The following is a 13,228-nucleotide window of genomic DNA, read 5'->3' on the forward strand; positions in this document are numbered from 1 at the left end:
GGACGGATCAGGTTTGCGGAGAGTGACCGGAAGTGGTGCTTGTGCGACGCCATGCCGGTCTCCCGCCCGGGTGGCAATTCGACTCCGGTCGATAGCGTCGGAACCACTGTGGACCTAACCTCGGCTGGCTAACAGGAGCTTCACCGGCAGATCACCGGCAATGGCGCTGCTGATTGCCCGCTCAGTTGTCACGCCGTGGTGGTCCGCCTGTACGAATCCGCCAGAACCGGTACGGAGACGACGCTGTGATCGGCTACATGGATACGTTGGGTGATGAAATCGCTACCGCTCGGCGACGGGCCAACCTCACACAGGAGGAGCTGGCCGCCCGCACCGGCCTGAGTGTCCGGAGCATCCGCAACCTGGAGTCGTCGCGGGTGACCAGCCCGCGGCCGGCGACCGTCCGGCTGCTGCGCGAGGTGCTCGGCCTGCCGGCCCATCCGGCGCCGGCCCGGATCCGTCCCATGCAGTTGCCGCTGGAGATCCCCGGCTTCACCGGGCGCTCGGCACAACTGCGGCAACTCGACCGGCTGCTCGACGGCGGACCACGACGGATGTCCAGTGTCGTGGTGTGCGTCCTGTCCGGACGCTCCGGAATCGGCAAGACGGCGCTGGCGCTGCGCTGGGCCCACCGGTCCGCCGCCCGGTTCGTCGACGGGGTGCTGCACGTCCAGCTCGGCGGCAGCGACTCGCGCCGCCCGGCGGTGGCGCCGGCGGAGGCGCTCGGTGGCCTCATCGAGGCGCTCGACGTACCGGGCGGCATTCCGTGCGGCCCGGCCGCGCGCGCCGGTCTCTACCGCAGCGTGCTCGCCGGACGCCGGATGCTCATCGTGCTCGACGACGCGCGCGACGCCGACCAGGTACGGCCGCTGCTCCCCGGCGTCCCCGGCTGCATGGTGGTGGTGACCAGCCGGGACCGCCTCACCGGACTGGTCGTCGGCGAGGCGGCGCGCCCGGTCGTGGTGGACGAGCTGGCTGCCGGCGAGGCGTGGGAACTGCTGGCGGCCCGTCTCGGCGAGCGCCGGCTGACCGCCGAACGCGAGGCGGTACGGCAGATCATCGCCCACTGCGCGGGGGTGCCCCGGGCGCTGGCCGTGGTCGCCGCCCGCGCCGCCGTCCAGCCCCGGCTGCCGCTCGCGGAGGTGGCCCGGCGGCTGCGGTAGGACGCCGCCGGACCGGGGCGGTCGCGTGTGCGCGGCCGCCCCGGGCGGTCAGTGCCTGTCGACGCGGGTGCCGGCGCGGGCGGCCACGTGTGCCGGCACCGGTGCCGTCGGCGGGAGCGCCGGATCGGTCACCGGCTGCTGCCAGCGCGCCACCAGCGGAAGCTCGCCGGCCCAGAGCCCGAGCGCGGCGTCCGGGCTGTCGCCGTCGTCCGGCGGGCCGCTGCGGGTCTTGACCGACGCCTCCGCCAGCGGCAGCGCCAGCAGGGCCGTGGCCGCCAGCTCCCGCCGGTTCGGGCGGCGGGCGTGGTCCCACTGGCCGGGTGCCACGTGCTCGGTCAGCAGCCGCAGGCCGTGCAGCTTCTCCTCGGTGTCGGTCACCCACCGGGGCCGGCCGTAGACCATCGCGCTGCGGTAGTTGACCCCGTGCTCGAACACCGAGCGCGCCAGCACCAGGCCGTCGACCACGGTGACCGTGACGCAGACGTCGGTGTCGGTGGTGAGGCTCCGGCTGGCCACCGAGCCGTGCAGGTAGAGGTGGCTGTCGTCGAACCCGTAGACGGTGGGTACCACCATCGGGTCACCGTCCACCAGGGCGCCGAGGTGGCAGACGAACCCGGCCCGGAGCACGTCGAGCAGGGCGGCGCGGTCGTGGTGCCCCTTCTCCTTCATCCGGCGCAGGCTCGTGCGGGGCGTCGCGGACAGCTGTCCGTGGGCATCGGTCATGAGTGATCTCCTGTCGGCCCCGCCGTTTCTACCGGGCCGGCTCCGGATCATCAAGGACCGGTGCCCGGTCGGGCGGTGCGCCGGCGGACGGCTTCCAGCCGTCGTCGACGCACTCTCGACCCGCGCGGGGTTCACTGGTCGATCGGCGAATGCGCGCACCGACCGGGGCGCGTGGCCGGCCGGCTCATCGACAAGGCGGACAGTTGTGCTGATTGAGAGACTGCGGCGGTTGGACCCTCGGGTATGGAACGCCACGCCGGAGGAGGTCGCCGACCGCTATCCCTGCGATCGGTACCTGACCGTGCCGTTCCGCTCGTTCGTCCGGGCGGTGGACGTGGCGGCGCCGGTTCCGGTGGTCTACCGGTGGCTGTGCCAGCTCAAGGTGGCGCCGTACAGCTACGACCTGGTCGACAACCTCGGACGGCGCAGCCCGCGGACCCTCACCCCGGGCGCGGAGAAGCTGGCGGCGGGGCAGAAGTTCTTGATCTTCACGGTGGCCGAGTTCGCTCTCGACGACCACCTCACCGGCGTCATCGCCGATCGCCATCGACGTAGCTACGGCGAGGTGGCGGTGACCTACCGGGTCAGTCCCGCCCCGCAGGGCACGCGACTGGTCGGGCGGCTCGACGTGGGCGCCTCGACCACGTTCGAGCGTGCCCGCCGCAGCGCGCTGGCCGTCGGTGACGCGCTCATGGGGCGCAGGCAACTCCTCAACATCAAGTCGTTGGCGGAGGCGACCGCGCGGGACGCCGGGGCCTGACGGCCTGCTCCGCGCGCTGTTGCGGCGCTGTTCGGGGTGCCCCGGAAGTGGTGCGAATAGTATTCGCAAAGCGCGGCTGGCCATGCGATTTATTTGATCTGAGGAATGTCGGCTGAGCATGCGGCGGATTCGATGAACTACCTCTAAAGACGTACTGCCGCGTTCCGATTGGTGGCCGTGATGATCACGTTGGGCGCAGCGGGAGCGGATTCCGGCTGGTCGACGATTAGCGTCTACGCCAGTTGCGAAGAGAAGAGGGTACACAATGCTCCGCTTCAACATTCTCGGCGGCCTGGAAGTGCGGCACGACGGTGTCGACTGCGCCCCCACCGCACCCAAGGTGCGGGCCGTTCTGGCGCTGCTGCTGCTGCGGGCGAACCAGACCGTGAGCCAGGACAGCATCTTCCACTGGTTGTGGGGCGACCGACCGCCCCGGAGCGCGGCCACCACCACGCAGACGTACATCTACCAGCTCCGTAACCTGTTCGAGCGGGTCGGCGCCACCGGGCCCTCCGGCCAGCTTCTCGTGACCCGCCCGGCGGGCTACCGCATGTCGATGCGGGAGGACCAGCTTGACGCCACCCTCTTCGCCCGCCTCTGTCGCGAGGGTGACGGCCTGTTGGACCAGGGACGGCCCGTCGAGGCCGTCCAGGTGCTGCGCCGTGCCCTGTCGCTGTGGCGGGGGCCGGTGCTCGACGACGTCAGCGTCGGGGCGTGGACAAGCGCGGACGTCACGCACCTGGCCGAGCTGCGGATGCGGGCGCTGGAGCTGCGCATCGAGGCCGACGCCCGGCTCGGCCGGCACCGGGAACTCGTCACCGAGCTGCGTGCACTGGTCGCGGCGCACCCGCTCAACGAGTGGCTCCACGCCCACCTGATCTCGTCGTTGAGCCGGTGCGGGCGAAGGGCCGAAGCGCTGAGCGCGTATCAGAGCCTGCGGCAGACGCTGTCCGAGGAACTCGGTCTCGAACCGACGCCGGAGTTGCAGGACCTCCAACGGCAGGTGCTCAACGGCGCGGACGCGCGCCTGCTGGTGCCGGCCGGCTGAACCCAGCCGACCCGGGCCCCATGTCGGCGTGGTGCCGACATGGGGCCCGAGCGTGTACGGCTAGCCTCGGGGCGCCGGCGCGGCCGGCTTCTCCACCGTGATCAGGTTCGACGCCACGGCCTTGTTCACCGCGTCGAGCCGGGACACCGCCCCCAGCTTCGTGAACACGTTGCGCAGGTGCCGTTTGACGGTCCCCTCGGTGATGTCCAGCCGCCGCCCGATCTGCGAGTTGCTGTACGCCTGGGCCACCAGGGCGAGGATCTCCGCCTCGCGGGCGGACAGGATGCTGGAGCGGCCGTCGCTGACCCGTTCGAAGCTCTCCCGCGAGATCGACAGCATCACCCGGTCGCCGTCGCCCCGCACGCTGCGCAGCGTCGCCACGAGGTCGTCGCGGGTGACGGTCTTGACCAGGTACGCCTGGGCTCCGGCGCCGAGCAGCTCCTTCACGACGGCAGGCTCGTCGAACATGCTGAGGATGATGATCCGGGTGTCCGGGGCGACGGCGAGCGTACGGGCGATGGTGGCCGCGGCCTGCTCGCCCGGGATGCCCGCGTCGAGGAGCATCACGTCCGGCCGGTGCCTCGCCGCCATCACCACCGCCTCGGCGCCCGTGCCGGCCTCGCCGAGTACGACCAGGTCGGGCTCCATCGACAGCAGCTCGCGCAGGCCGTGCCGGAACAGTGCGTGGTCGTCGACGAGCACGATGGTGATGGACACGTCGGATTCAGCAGGCGGTGTCATGTCTTCCTCGACAGGGGGACGAAGATCTCGATGTGCGTGCCGCGCCCCGGTGCGGTCTGCACGACGAGCTTCCCACCGAGCAGTTCGATCCGCTCGCGCATGGAGGTCAGCCCGTGCCCGTGCACGGACCGGCCGGAGGCCGGATCGAAGCCCTGTCCGTCGTCGCCCACCCAGGCGCGTACCTCGTGCGGTGCGATGTCGATGTGGCTCACGATCGTGCTCGCGCCGGCGTGGTGGAACGCGTTGCGCAGCGCCTCACGTACCACGAGGAAGAGCTCCGCGAGCGCCTCGGCCGGCACCCATGACTCGTCCCCGCTGATCGCGAGGTCGACCACTGCGCTGCCGTCGGTCATCGCCGAGACGAACCCGCGCAGAGCCTGTTCCAGGTTGTTGAACTCGGACTCCAGGCGCAGGTCCGTCGCCACGCCCCGGAGCGCGTCCATGCTCTGCACGCTGGCCTCGTAGGCGACCTCCACCTTCTCCTGGAGCCGGTTCAGGTCGACCTCGGCGTACCGCTTGGCCAGCTGCAGGTTGCGGTTCACCACGCTTGTCGGCCCGCCCACCCGGTCGTGCAGTTCCCGGGCGATCCGGCGGCGCTCCGCCATCTGGGCCTGCCGCACCCGGTCGAGCAGGAACGCCAGGTACGACTCGGAGGACCAGCGGATGCGCGTGAGGACGCTGCGTTGCAGCGCCTGATTGGCGGTCCGGAAGATGCACGTGGCGTCGGGCAGACCGGCCGCGGTCTCGATCACCGCGTCCAGCACGGGCTCGATCAGTTCGTTCGCGGCCCGTAGCGAGTCGACCGGGTGGATCACGGCTCGGGGGGCGGGCTTCGGGCCGGCCTGCGAGGCGAGGCCGATCCGCACTTCGTTGATCTCGGGCTGACCGGTGCGCAGGCTCGCCGTGACGTCGTCCAGCACCTGCCCGGCCTGGGCGACTATCTGGTCCATCTGGTCCTGGTCGAGGCCCAGCTCACCGGTGACCGTCAGGAGACGCTTCCGAAAGGTGGCCATAATTGCAGCGTGCCGGCCCTCGAACGCGCTCGCTACGGACAAGCCTGTGGCGAGCGCGTTCGTATCCATAAGCCCTCTGCCCCCTCGCCCCGACCGGCCTGCGAAGGATAGTTTCCATTGGCCGTGCCGAGTGGGCAAGATCTCGCCGGGACAATCTCCTCAGTTCACCGTTTTGTGTTGTTGAGTAGCCCCGGCGGTCGAGTGTAGGAAATTGCGGCCAATGTGAACAGGGCCCCACCGGAGAGCCAGACCGGATCCCAGAGAAACAGATGCCAGGGCAGAGCCGATCCGAGCCCGGCGGGCAGATCGACGACTCCGGCCACAATCAGCAGGTGCTGCGTCAGGTTGGCCAGGCCGTAGAGAGACAGCAACGCCGCCGCGCCCCAGCCGCCGAGCAGCAGCAGCCAGCGCGGCACCCAGCGCGGGCGTCCGGTGGCCAGCGCCAGACCCAGCGGCGCGGCGAGCAGCTTGAGCACCGCGGTGCCCCAGAGCAGCGCGACGAACGCCGGCTCCCGGGCCAACGCCGGCTCCTCGACAGCCGGGCCGATCGTGCCCTGGCCCACGAGCCCGCCGGCCGCCCAGTAGAAGCTGAGCCCCGCGAACAGCAGTGCCCATATGCAGGCGCCGTACCCGGCCCAGGAGCCCGGCCGCACGCCGGTGGTGCCGTCGCCGCTCCGGCCGTCGGTGTTCGTCACGGTGTTGCGGCTCAAGGGTCCTCCCGGTCGGTCGGTGCGGCGGTCCGTCGGATGGTATCGATGAAGTCCCGCGCCGGCGGAACGCCGGCCCGCCCGACGGTCACCCGTCCTCCTCGAAGCACTCTCCAGGCCTGCTCGACGTGCCGTTGCCCTGCTCGAGGTGATGTCGAGGGCGCCGCGAGGCCCGCACAAGGCCGCGGCCCGAGGGTGGCATCCGACCACGCCACGGATGGCGGGGTGGCGCCCCGGCGCTCCCGCGACCGCGGCCCAAGGACTCACGGAGGACACCCCAGTGATGAACCGAAGGGTTGTGGTGACCGGGCTAGGGCCGGTCTCGAGCATCGGCACAGGCATCGACGTCTTCGCGGCCGCGCTGCGCGCCGGACGCAGCGGAATCACGCCGATCGCCAGCTTCGACACCACCGGCTTCGTGACCGAGCGCGCCGGCGAGGTGCACGGGTTCCAGCCGTACGACATGGTGAGCCGGATCGATCCCGCCGAATGGGGGCGCAGCAGCCTCTTCGCCGCCGCGGCGGCCCGGCTCGCGCTCAGCGACGCGGGGGCGCTCGACGTCGCGGCGGGCTCGGCCCGCGTGGGTGTCTGCATGGGCACGACCAGCGGCGAATCACAGGTGGTGGAGCGACTCACGGAGCACTGGCTGCGTGACGGTTACCGGCCGACGCCGCGGTCGCTGGCCCGTCAGATGCCGGCCGGTCGGGTCGCCGAGGCGGTGAGCCGCGAGCTCGACCTGCGGGGCACCACGACGACCGTCTCGACGGCCTGCTCGGCCAGCAACTACGCACTGGGGTACGCCTTCGACGCCATCGCCGCCGGCGACCAGGACTACATGATCGTCGGTGGGGCCGACTCGGTGTGCCGGTGGGCGCACGCCGGGTTCTACCGGCTGGGCGCCCTGGCCGCCGAACGCTGCGCGCCGTTCGACCGGGACCGCGCCGGGGTCATCACCGCCGAAGGCGGGGTGGCGCTGTTCCTGGAGAGCCTCGACTCGGCCCAGGCCCGAGGGGCCCGGATCTACTGCGAGGTGCTGGGCTACGGCCTCACCTGCGACGCCAAGCATCCGACCGCCCCGGACGCGGCGAGCGTGGCCCGGTGCATGCGGCTGGCCCACCGCGACGCCGGCATCAAGCCCGACGAGGTGGATTTCATCTGCGCCCACGGGACCGCGACTCCCGCCAACGACGCCGCCGAGTACGAGGCGGTCCGCGAGGTGTTCGGCGACCGGCTGCCCCCGATGAGCTCGGTCAAGTCGATGCTCGGGCACACCATGGGCGCGGCGAGCGGGTTCAGCGCCGTCGCCGCGGCACTGGCCCTGTCGTCCGGCTTCCTCGCTCCCACCATCAACCACCTCACCACCGACCCGGCGATGCCCGGCCTCGACGTGGTGCCGAACCGGGCCCGACCCGCGCAGGCACAGATCGTCCAGGTCAACGGGTTCGCCTTCGGTGGCAACAACGCCATCACGATCCTGGGACGGCTCGCATGACAGTGACCACCGACCTTCCCGGCATCACCACAGTGCTCGGCATCTCCGGATGGGGTGTGGTGTCGCCGTACGGCTTGGGCGCCGACGAGTTCACCGCCGGCCTGCGCGCGGGCCGTGACGTCACCGTCGACGCCGCCGAGCTGACCGACGAGCCGGTGCCGCACCCGCGGGCGTACGCCCTCGCGGGCTTCCGCGCCCGGGACCATCTCGGCCGCAAGGGCACCAGCTTCCTCGACCGCCGGACCGCGTTCGCGGTGCTCGCCTGCCGCCAGGCGCTCGCCGACAGCGACCTGGTCGTCGACGACGACAACCGGGAGCGGGTCGGCGTGGTGCTCGGCACCAGTGTCGGGAGCCTCCAGTCGACGAGTGACTACAGCCGCGACACCCACGTGCAGGACAAGCCCTACCTGGTCAACCCGATCCTCTTCCCCAACACGGTGCTCAACTGCGCCGCCGGTCAGGCGGCCATCTGGCACGGGCTGCGCGGGGTCAACGCCACCCTCGCCGGCGGGGGGACGGCCACCATCACCGCGCTGCGCTACGCCCGGACCATGCTGGGGCGCGGCCGGGCGGACGCACTGCTGGTCGGGGCGGTCGAGGAGTACACCCCGCACATGGCCTGGGCGGGCAGCCCGGGCTCCGACGGCGCCCCGGCGACCGCCGGCGGTGAGGGCGGCGCGGTCTTCCTGGTCGAGGACGCCACCGCCATGCGGGCCGCCGGACGCACACCGTCGGCCGAGATCGTGGCGGTCGACGTCGCGCACACCGGCGCCGGCATGGACGTCGCGACCGCGCTCGCCGGCCTGGTGCGCCGGATGCTGCGACACGCCGGCGTCGCCGCGACGGACCTCGCGCGCGTGCTCTCCTGCGGTGCGGCCGAGGAGGAACGGGCCCTGGACGCCACCGTCGGCCGGCAGGCCGACCGCAGTTCCGTCACCGGCGTCGCCGGTGACTGCCCGACCGCGGCCGGCGCGCTCCAGGTCGCGGTGCTGCTGGCCCACCACCGGCGTACGCCCGACGACGGCTCGCTGTCGTTGATCGTCGCCGGCAGCCCCGACGGCACCGTCGGCGCGGCCCTGCTGAGGGGGACCGGGCATGGCGCTCGCAATCACCGGTAGTGCCATGCGCACCGCGCTGGGCGGCACCGCGGAGACGTTCACCGCGTTGCTCGCCGGGAAGTCCGGTCGCCGGCCACTGGGGTACGTCAACCCGGACCAGGTGAACGTGCGGTACGGCTACCACGTCGACGCCGTCGAGGAGGAGCGTCCGTACCGGGCCAGCGCCTGGCTCGCCGAATGCGTGGCCGAGGCGGCCCGGCAGGCCGGCCTGGACGGCGCCCGGGAACGGATCGTCGTGATCGTCGGCACCGGACTGCGGGAACTGCGCGCTGTGGAACGGTGGCGGGCCGACGGCCTGCCTGTGGAACCGCACGCGCTGCACTTCGCCGGCGCGGTCCGCGACACGCTGCCCGGCGTGACCGAGGTGGTCACCGTCTCCAACGCCTGTTCGGCGTCGTCGCACGCGCTGGCGCTCGCCGCCGACCTGATCCGCCTCGACGAGGCCGACGCGGTGGTGGCCTGCGGGGCCGACGCGATGACCGAGAGCATGCTCGCGATGATCGGACGGGTCGGCGACGAGTCCAGCGACGCGGTACGACCGTTCGACGCCGATCGCCGGGGGGTGCTGCTCGGCGACGGCGCGGCGGCAGTCGTGCTGCGCTCCGTGCCGGACAGCGAGGCCGAGGTGCGCCTGCGAGGCGTGGGCATGTCCTGCGACGCCTACCACGAGACGGCCCCGGACCCGGAGGGCCTGCGCGCCGCGATGGCCGACGCCTACCAGCGGGCCGGCCTGCGCCCCGCCGACGTCGGCCTGGTGCTGGCGCACGGCACGGGCACCGCGCTGAACGATCCCACCGAGGCCCGGGTGCTGGCCGGACTGTTCGCCGACGTACGCCGCCCGCCACTGGTCACCGCGATCAAAGGCGCGATCGGGCACACCTCCGGCAGCGCCGGACTGATGAGCCTGCTGGTCGCCGTCGAGGCGCTGCGGCACGGCACGGTGCCGCCGGTGACCGGACTGCGGATGCCGATCGCCGAGGCGGCGCCACTGGACCTGGTGATCGGCCGGCCGGCTCGCACCGGCGCGCACGTCGCCCAGGTCAACGCGTTCGGCTTCGGCGGCGTGAACGCCGTCTGTCTGGTGGAGGTGCGGCATGACCGCTGACGGGGTGCTGATCGAGGCGGCGGCCGTACACGTGCCCGCCGTCGCCCCGGGCCTGCTGATCGCCTCGGACACCACGCCGGCCTGCGGCCCGGACGAGGCGCACGGCCTCCTCGGGCGCAAGGGGCTGCTGTTCAAGGAACCGGCGGTGCGGCTGGCCATGTGCGCCGTGCACAAGGCTCTCGGGCTGCCGCCCGGCCGGCCCACCGGACCGGTGCCCGGCGCCGCCGGCACGGCAGTGGTGGTCAGCTCCAACCTGGGCAACGTCGCCACCGTCTGCGACATCGTCGACCAGGTCCGCGCGGGCGGTCTGCGCGGGGTGAGCCCGATGCAGGCCCCGAACGCATCGAGCAACATCATCGCGAGCAGCATCGCCATCCGGTACGGCTTCACCGGCCCCAACCTGATGGTCTGCTCCGGGGCGACGGGCGGGCTCGACGCCGTGCGCCTCGGTGCCCTGCTGGTGCGCGGCGGGCGGACCCGTCGCGCCGTCGTCGTCGGCGCCGAACCGGGCGACGCGGTCGCCGCCGCGCTGCGGTCCGCTGCCGGACTGCCGCCCGGACCGCCCGAGGGCATCGCCGCGTGCGTGGTGCTCACCGCGGCGGACCGCCCGGGAGTACGCCTGCGCTCGGTGCGCCGGCACAGCGCGCCGGAGCCGGTTCCGGCCGACGCCGGGCCGGTGGTGCGGCTGTCCGGTGCGGACGCCCCCAGCGCCGACCTGGCCGGCGTCCTGGCGTCCGGGTACGGCGCGACGGGCGTGCTGCAGACCGCGCTGGCCGCCCGGTGGCTCGCCGATCCGGCGGACCGGCCGGCCGGTGTGGGCGACGCGACCGAGGCGGCGGTGACCTGCGGCTCTGCCGACGACGGCTTCGCCACCGGCCGGCTGAGCCGCCACCGGGGGCGCCGGTGACCTGGCGGCTGCTCACCGGGCCCGGTGCCGTTCCGCCGGCGGGGCGTGGACGGGTGCTGGCGGCGGTGCACGGACTGGCCGACCACGGTGGCACCTGGCAGGAACTCGCCAGGCGGCTCGGTCCGGGTTACCGCTGCTGGGTCGTCGACGCGCCGTGGTGCGGCGCCGTCGAAGGCCCGGCCACCCCATGGGCGGCCACGTCCGCCGGGCCCGCCGAATGGCTGCGGACCGCCCTGGCGGAGCTGCCCGAACCCGCCGACGTCCTGGTCGGGCACTCGTTCGGCGCCAACGCGGTCCTGGACCACCTCGCCGGGGCGGCCCGGCCCGCGGCCCGCGCCGCAGTGCTGATCGCGCCCCTGGTGCGCCCCGCGGGCCGGGCTCCGCGACCGGTGCTGGTCGCCCGCACCCGGGCCGCGATCCGGCAGGTGGTCGCCGACGGGCTGCGGGTCCGGCTCGGCCGCCGTGCGGAGGCGGTGGCCGACGACGTGCTGGCCGTGATGGTGGGAAAGGCCCTGCAACGGGTTCCCGACGGGGCCGCCGAGGTGGTGCTCGACCGGCTGCTGGCGACGCCCCGGCCCGAGTTGGCCCGGGTGGTCACGCCGACGCTCGTCCTGGCCGGTCTCGGTGACCAGCGACTGGCCGGGGCGCGGGCGGACTCGCTCGCCGTGATGCCGGCGGCGCGGGTCCGCGTACACCCGCACTACGGCCACTTCTGCCACGTGACCCAGGCGGCCGAGGTCGCCGCCGAGTGCGCCGAGTTCTTCGACCGAGTCGTACCGGCCGCCGCGCCGGCCGGCCCGACCATGGAGGTTTACGCATGACTCTCGCCGTCGACGCCCAGCCCACCACCTGTCGCGGCCGCCCTCGCTACGAGGGCGCCAACATCGGGACCTGGGTCGGCTTCAAGCAGTTCGTGTACCTGGCCGAGGACGTGGTGCTCCAGCACTACCGCGACCGTGGGACCGGGCCCGGTCGGCTCTTCCACGACCACGGCGTGCAGCTGTCCTTCGTGGAACACTCGCTCCGGCTTCCCGGCCCGGTCTTCGTCGACGACGAGGTACGGGCCGAGGCGGTCCCGGTGGGCGGTTCCGGCGGTGCCGAGGACACCTTCGCGGTCACCCTGCTGGTGGAGCGGGAGGGACGACCGGTCCCCGTGCTCAAGGGCAAGGTCCGGGTGGCCTTCGTCGCGCCGTCCGGCGTCACCGGCGAGCTGCCGCGGGAGATCGCCGGCCGGGTGGTGACCGACCTGGCCCAGCTGCGGGCGCCGGGCCCCACGCCGGCCGCGTTCCGGTCCGGCTTCCGGTGGTCCGAGACCATCCCGTACCCGCACTGCCAGTTCTCCGACCGGATGCAGCACTCCGGCTACGTGCGGGACCTGGAGGAGGTGGTGCACCGCTACCTGGCGGAGCGCGGCATCTCGATCCGGCGCATGCTCACCGAGCGGAACTGGATCCCGGCGGTGACGCGCTCCCAGGTGCGGCTGCTCGCCGACGCGCGCCTGGAGGAGGAGCTGCACACGGTCTTCACAGTCGACGACATCGTCAAGGACGTGATGTTCACCGGCCGGATGGACTGCTATGTCGTACGCGACGGCGTGATCGTGCCCACCGCGACCGGGTCGATCACCCACGGGTACGGGGTGGCGAGCGGCCCGGACGCCGGCCGGGTCGCCGTGATGGACGGACCGACCCAGGCCGCGCTGCTGTGGAGCGCCGCGTGACCGACCGCCCGCGGGTGTACTTCTCCTTCCAGAGCCCGTTCAGCTGGATGGCGTTGCGGCAGCTCGAAGAACGGGTGCCCGACTTCGCGGACCGGTTCGAGTACGTGCCCTTCTGGGATCCCGACACCCGGATGCGCGCCGCTCTCGCCGACCGCGGCGCGGACTTCCACTACACGGTGATGAGCAAGGCCAAGCACCTGTACATCCTGCACGACACCAAGCGCCTCGCCGCCGGCCTCGGCTACCGCCTGGTCTGGCCGGTGGACGTCGCGCCCTGGTGGGAGCCGTCCGCCCTGGGCTGGCTGCGTGCCCGCGAACTGGGCTGCGAGCGGCGGTTCTACCGGGTCGTCACCGAGGCCCGCTGGCACCGGGGCGACAACATCAGCGACCCGCAGACGCTTCGGGCCGCCTGCGACGCCGCCGGACTGCCCGGGGCTGAACTGATGGCCGCCGCCGACGACGACCGGATTCGCGAACTGGGGTTGGACGCGCTGGTCCGCGCCCACCGCGACGAGGTGTTCGGCATCCCGCTGTTCATCGTGGGACGGCACCGCTTCTGGGGCGTGGACCGGGTGGCCGAGGTCGAGTCGGCGGTGCGCGCGCGGAGCGCCGCGCAGCCGGGCGGCGCGGCGGACCCGAGCGACCGTCTTCCGGTGGCGGCGCTCGCGACGATCGGCTCTTTCGATCACGACGAGCCCGGCGGCTGTGGCTGACCGGGCGGGAGAGGAGAC

The 13,228-nt window shown here is 72.9% G+C and carries 14 protein-coding genes; 10 read left to right on the forward strand and 4 right to left on the reverse strand.

The window, feature by feature from the left end:
• The first annotated feature begins 257 nt into the window (after positions 1-257).
• Positions 258-1,163, forward strand: coding sequence for a helix-turn-helix domain-containing protein (locus F8279_RS00655; protein ID WP_225853062.1), 906 nt, complete (start codon positions 258-260; stop codon positions 1,161-1,163).
• Between the two features lie 48 nt (positions 1,164-1,211).
• Here F8279_RS00655 and F8279_RS00660 read toward each other — a convergent pair whose 3' ends face one another.
• Positions 1,212-1,886, reverse strand: a complete 675-nt coding sequence (locus tag F8279_RS00660) for a pyridoxamine 5'-phosphate oxidase family protein (protein ID WP_151498768.1) — start codon at positions 1,884-1,886, stop codon at positions 1,212-1,214.
• A 229-nt stretch (positions 1,887-2,115) separates the two neighbouring features.
• On the opposite strand from F8279_RS00660, the gene F8279_RS00665 reads away from it, so the two are divergent.
• Complete coding sequence (locus F8279_RS00665; protein WP_208576252.1) at positions 2,116-2,646, forward strand: hypothetical protein; 531 nt, start codon at positions 2,116-2,118, stop codon at positions 2,644-2,646.
• A 265-nt stretch (positions 2,647-2,911) separates the two neighbouring features.
• Positions 2,912-3,694 carry an AfsR/SARP family transcriptional regulator gene (locus tag F8279_RS00670; protein ID WP_091416704.1) on the forward strand — a complete coding sequence of 261 codons (783 nt, stop codon included), beginning with the start codon at positions 2,912-2,914 and terminating at the stop codon, positions 3,692-3,694.
• 60 nt (positions 3,695-3,754) lie between these two features.
• Here the strand turns inward: F8279_RS00670 and F8279_RS00675 are convergent, their stop codons facing one another.
• The 3 genes from F8279_RS00675 to F8279_RS00685 form a co-directional block, all read right to left on the reverse strand.
• The gene (locus F8279_RS00675) at positions 3,755-4,411 is read right to left on the reverse strand and encodes a response regulator transcription factor (protein WP_225853063.1); all 657 of its coding nucleotides are present in this window, start codon (positions 4,409-4,411) and stop codon (positions 3,755-3,757) included.
• Positions 4,412-4,431: 20 nt separating this feature from the next.
• A complete protein-coding gene (locus tag F8279_RS00680) occupies positions 4,432-5,448 on the reverse strand; it encodes a sensor histidine kinase (RefSeq protein ID WP_175438662.1) in 1,017 nt (338 codons plus the stop codon).
• 164 nt (positions 5,449-5,612) lie between these two features.
• Entirely contained in the window at positions 5,613-6,158 is a 546-nt protein-coding gene (locus F8279_RS00685) for a DUF3995 domain-containing protein (protein ID WP_151498769.1), read from the reverse strand.
• Positions 6,159-6,438: 280 nt separating this feature from the next.
• On the opposite strand from F8279_RS00685, the gene F8279_RS00690 reads away from it, so the two are divergent.
• The 7 genes from F8279_RS00690 to F8279_RS00720 are packed head-to-tail and all read left to right on the forward strand — an operon-like array spanning position 6,439 to position 13,210.
• Positions 6,439-7,647, forward strand: a complete 1,209-nt coding sequence (locus tag F8279_RS00690) for a beta-ketoacyl synthase (RefSeq protein WP_151498770.1) — start codon at positions 6,439-6,441, stop codon at positions 7,645-7,647.
• Entirely contained in the window at positions 7,644-8,765 is a 1,122-nt protein-coding gene (locus tag F8279_RS00695; RefSeq protein ID WP_151498771.1) for a beta-ketoacyl synthase N-terminal-like domain-containing protein, read from the forward strand. Before F8279_RS00690 ends, F8279_RS00695 begins: the two co-directional genes overlap by 4 nt.
• Complete coding sequence (locus tag F8279_RS00700) at positions 8,743-9,870, forward strand: beta-ketoacyl synthase N-terminal-like domain-containing protein (RefSeq protein WP_151498772.1); 1,128 nt, start codon at positions 8,743-8,745, stop codon at positions 9,868-9,870. The genes F8279_RS00695 and F8279_RS00700 overlap by 23 nt, the downstream gene beginning before the upstream one ends.
• Positions 9,860-10,777 carry a beta-ketoacyl synthase N-terminal-like domain-containing protein gene (locus F8279_RS00705; RefSeq protein WP_091416730.1) on the forward strand — a complete coding sequence of 306 codons (918 nt, stop codon included), beginning with the start codon at positions 9,860-9,862 and terminating at the stop codon, positions 10,775-10,777. Before F8279_RS00700 ends, F8279_RS00705 begins: the two co-directional genes overlap by 11 nt.
• On the forward strand, positions 10,774-11,598 hold the full coding sequence (locus tag F8279_RS00710) for an alpha/beta fold hydrolase (protein ID WP_175438663.1): 825 nt from the start codon (positions 10,774-10,776) through the stop codon (positions 11,596-11,598). Before F8279_RS00705 ends, F8279_RS00710 begins: the two co-directional genes overlap by 4 nt.
• Entirely contained in the window at positions 11,595-12,497 is a 903-nt protein-coding gene (locus F8279_RS00715) for a thioesterase (protein WP_151498773.1), read from the forward strand. Before F8279_RS00710 ends, F8279_RS00715 begins: the two co-directional genes overlap by 4 nt.
• Entirely contained in the window at positions 12,494-13,210 is a 717-nt protein-coding gene (locus tag F8279_RS00720; protein ID WP_091418401.1) for a 2-hydroxychromene-2-carboxylate isomerase, read from the forward strand. Before F8279_RS00715 ends, F8279_RS00720 begins: the two co-directional genes overlap by 4 nt.
• Positions 13,211-13,228 lie beyond the last annotated feature (18 nt).

Origin of the sequence: Micromonospora sp. AMSO1212t, assembly GCF_008868145.1 — a bacterium.
Lineage (GTDB): Bacteria > Actinomycetota > Actinomycetes > Mycobacteriales > Micromonosporaceae > Micromonospora > Micromonospora tulbaghiae.

Excerpts from the sequence above, each read along its gene's own strand:
- F8279_RS00715 (WP_151498773.1), top strand. The coding sequence starts at position 11,595 with ATGACTCTCGCCGTCGACGCCCAGCCCACCACCTGTCGCGGCCGCCCT.
- F8279_RS00660 (WP_151498768.1), bottom strand. The coding sequence starts at position 1,886 with ATGACCGATGCCCACGGACAGCTGTCCGCGACGCCCCGCACGAGCCTG.
- F8279_RS00705 (WP_091416730.1), top strand. The coding sequence starts at position 9,860 with ATGACCGCTGACGGGGTGCTGATCGAGGCGGCGGCCGTACACGTGCCC.
- F8279_RS00670 (WP_091416704.1), top strand. The coding sequence starts at position 2,912 with ATGCTCCGCTTCAACATTCTCGGCGGCCTGGAAGTGCGGCACGACGGT.
- F8279_RS00690 (WP_151498770.1), top strand. The coding sequence starts at position 6,439 with ATGAACCGAAGGGTTGTGGTGACCGGGCTAGGGCCGGTCTCGAGCATC.
- F8279_RS00680 (WP_175438662.1), bottom strand. The coding sequence starts at position 5,448 with ATGGCCACCTTTCGGAAGCGTCTCCTGACGGTCACCGGTGAGCTGGGC.
- F8279_RS00695 (WP_151498771.1), top strand. The coding sequence starts at position 7,644 with ATGACAGTGACCACCGACCTTCCCGGCATCACCACAGTGCTCGGCATC.
- F8279_RS00700 (WP_151498772.1), top strand. The coding sequence starts at position 8,743 with ATGGCGCTCGCAATCACCGGTAGTGCCATGCGCACCGCGCTGGGCGGC.
- F8279_RS00655 (WP_225853062.1), top strand. The coding sequence starts at position 258 with ATGGATACGTTGGGTGATGAAATCGCTACCGCTCGGCGACGGGCCAAC.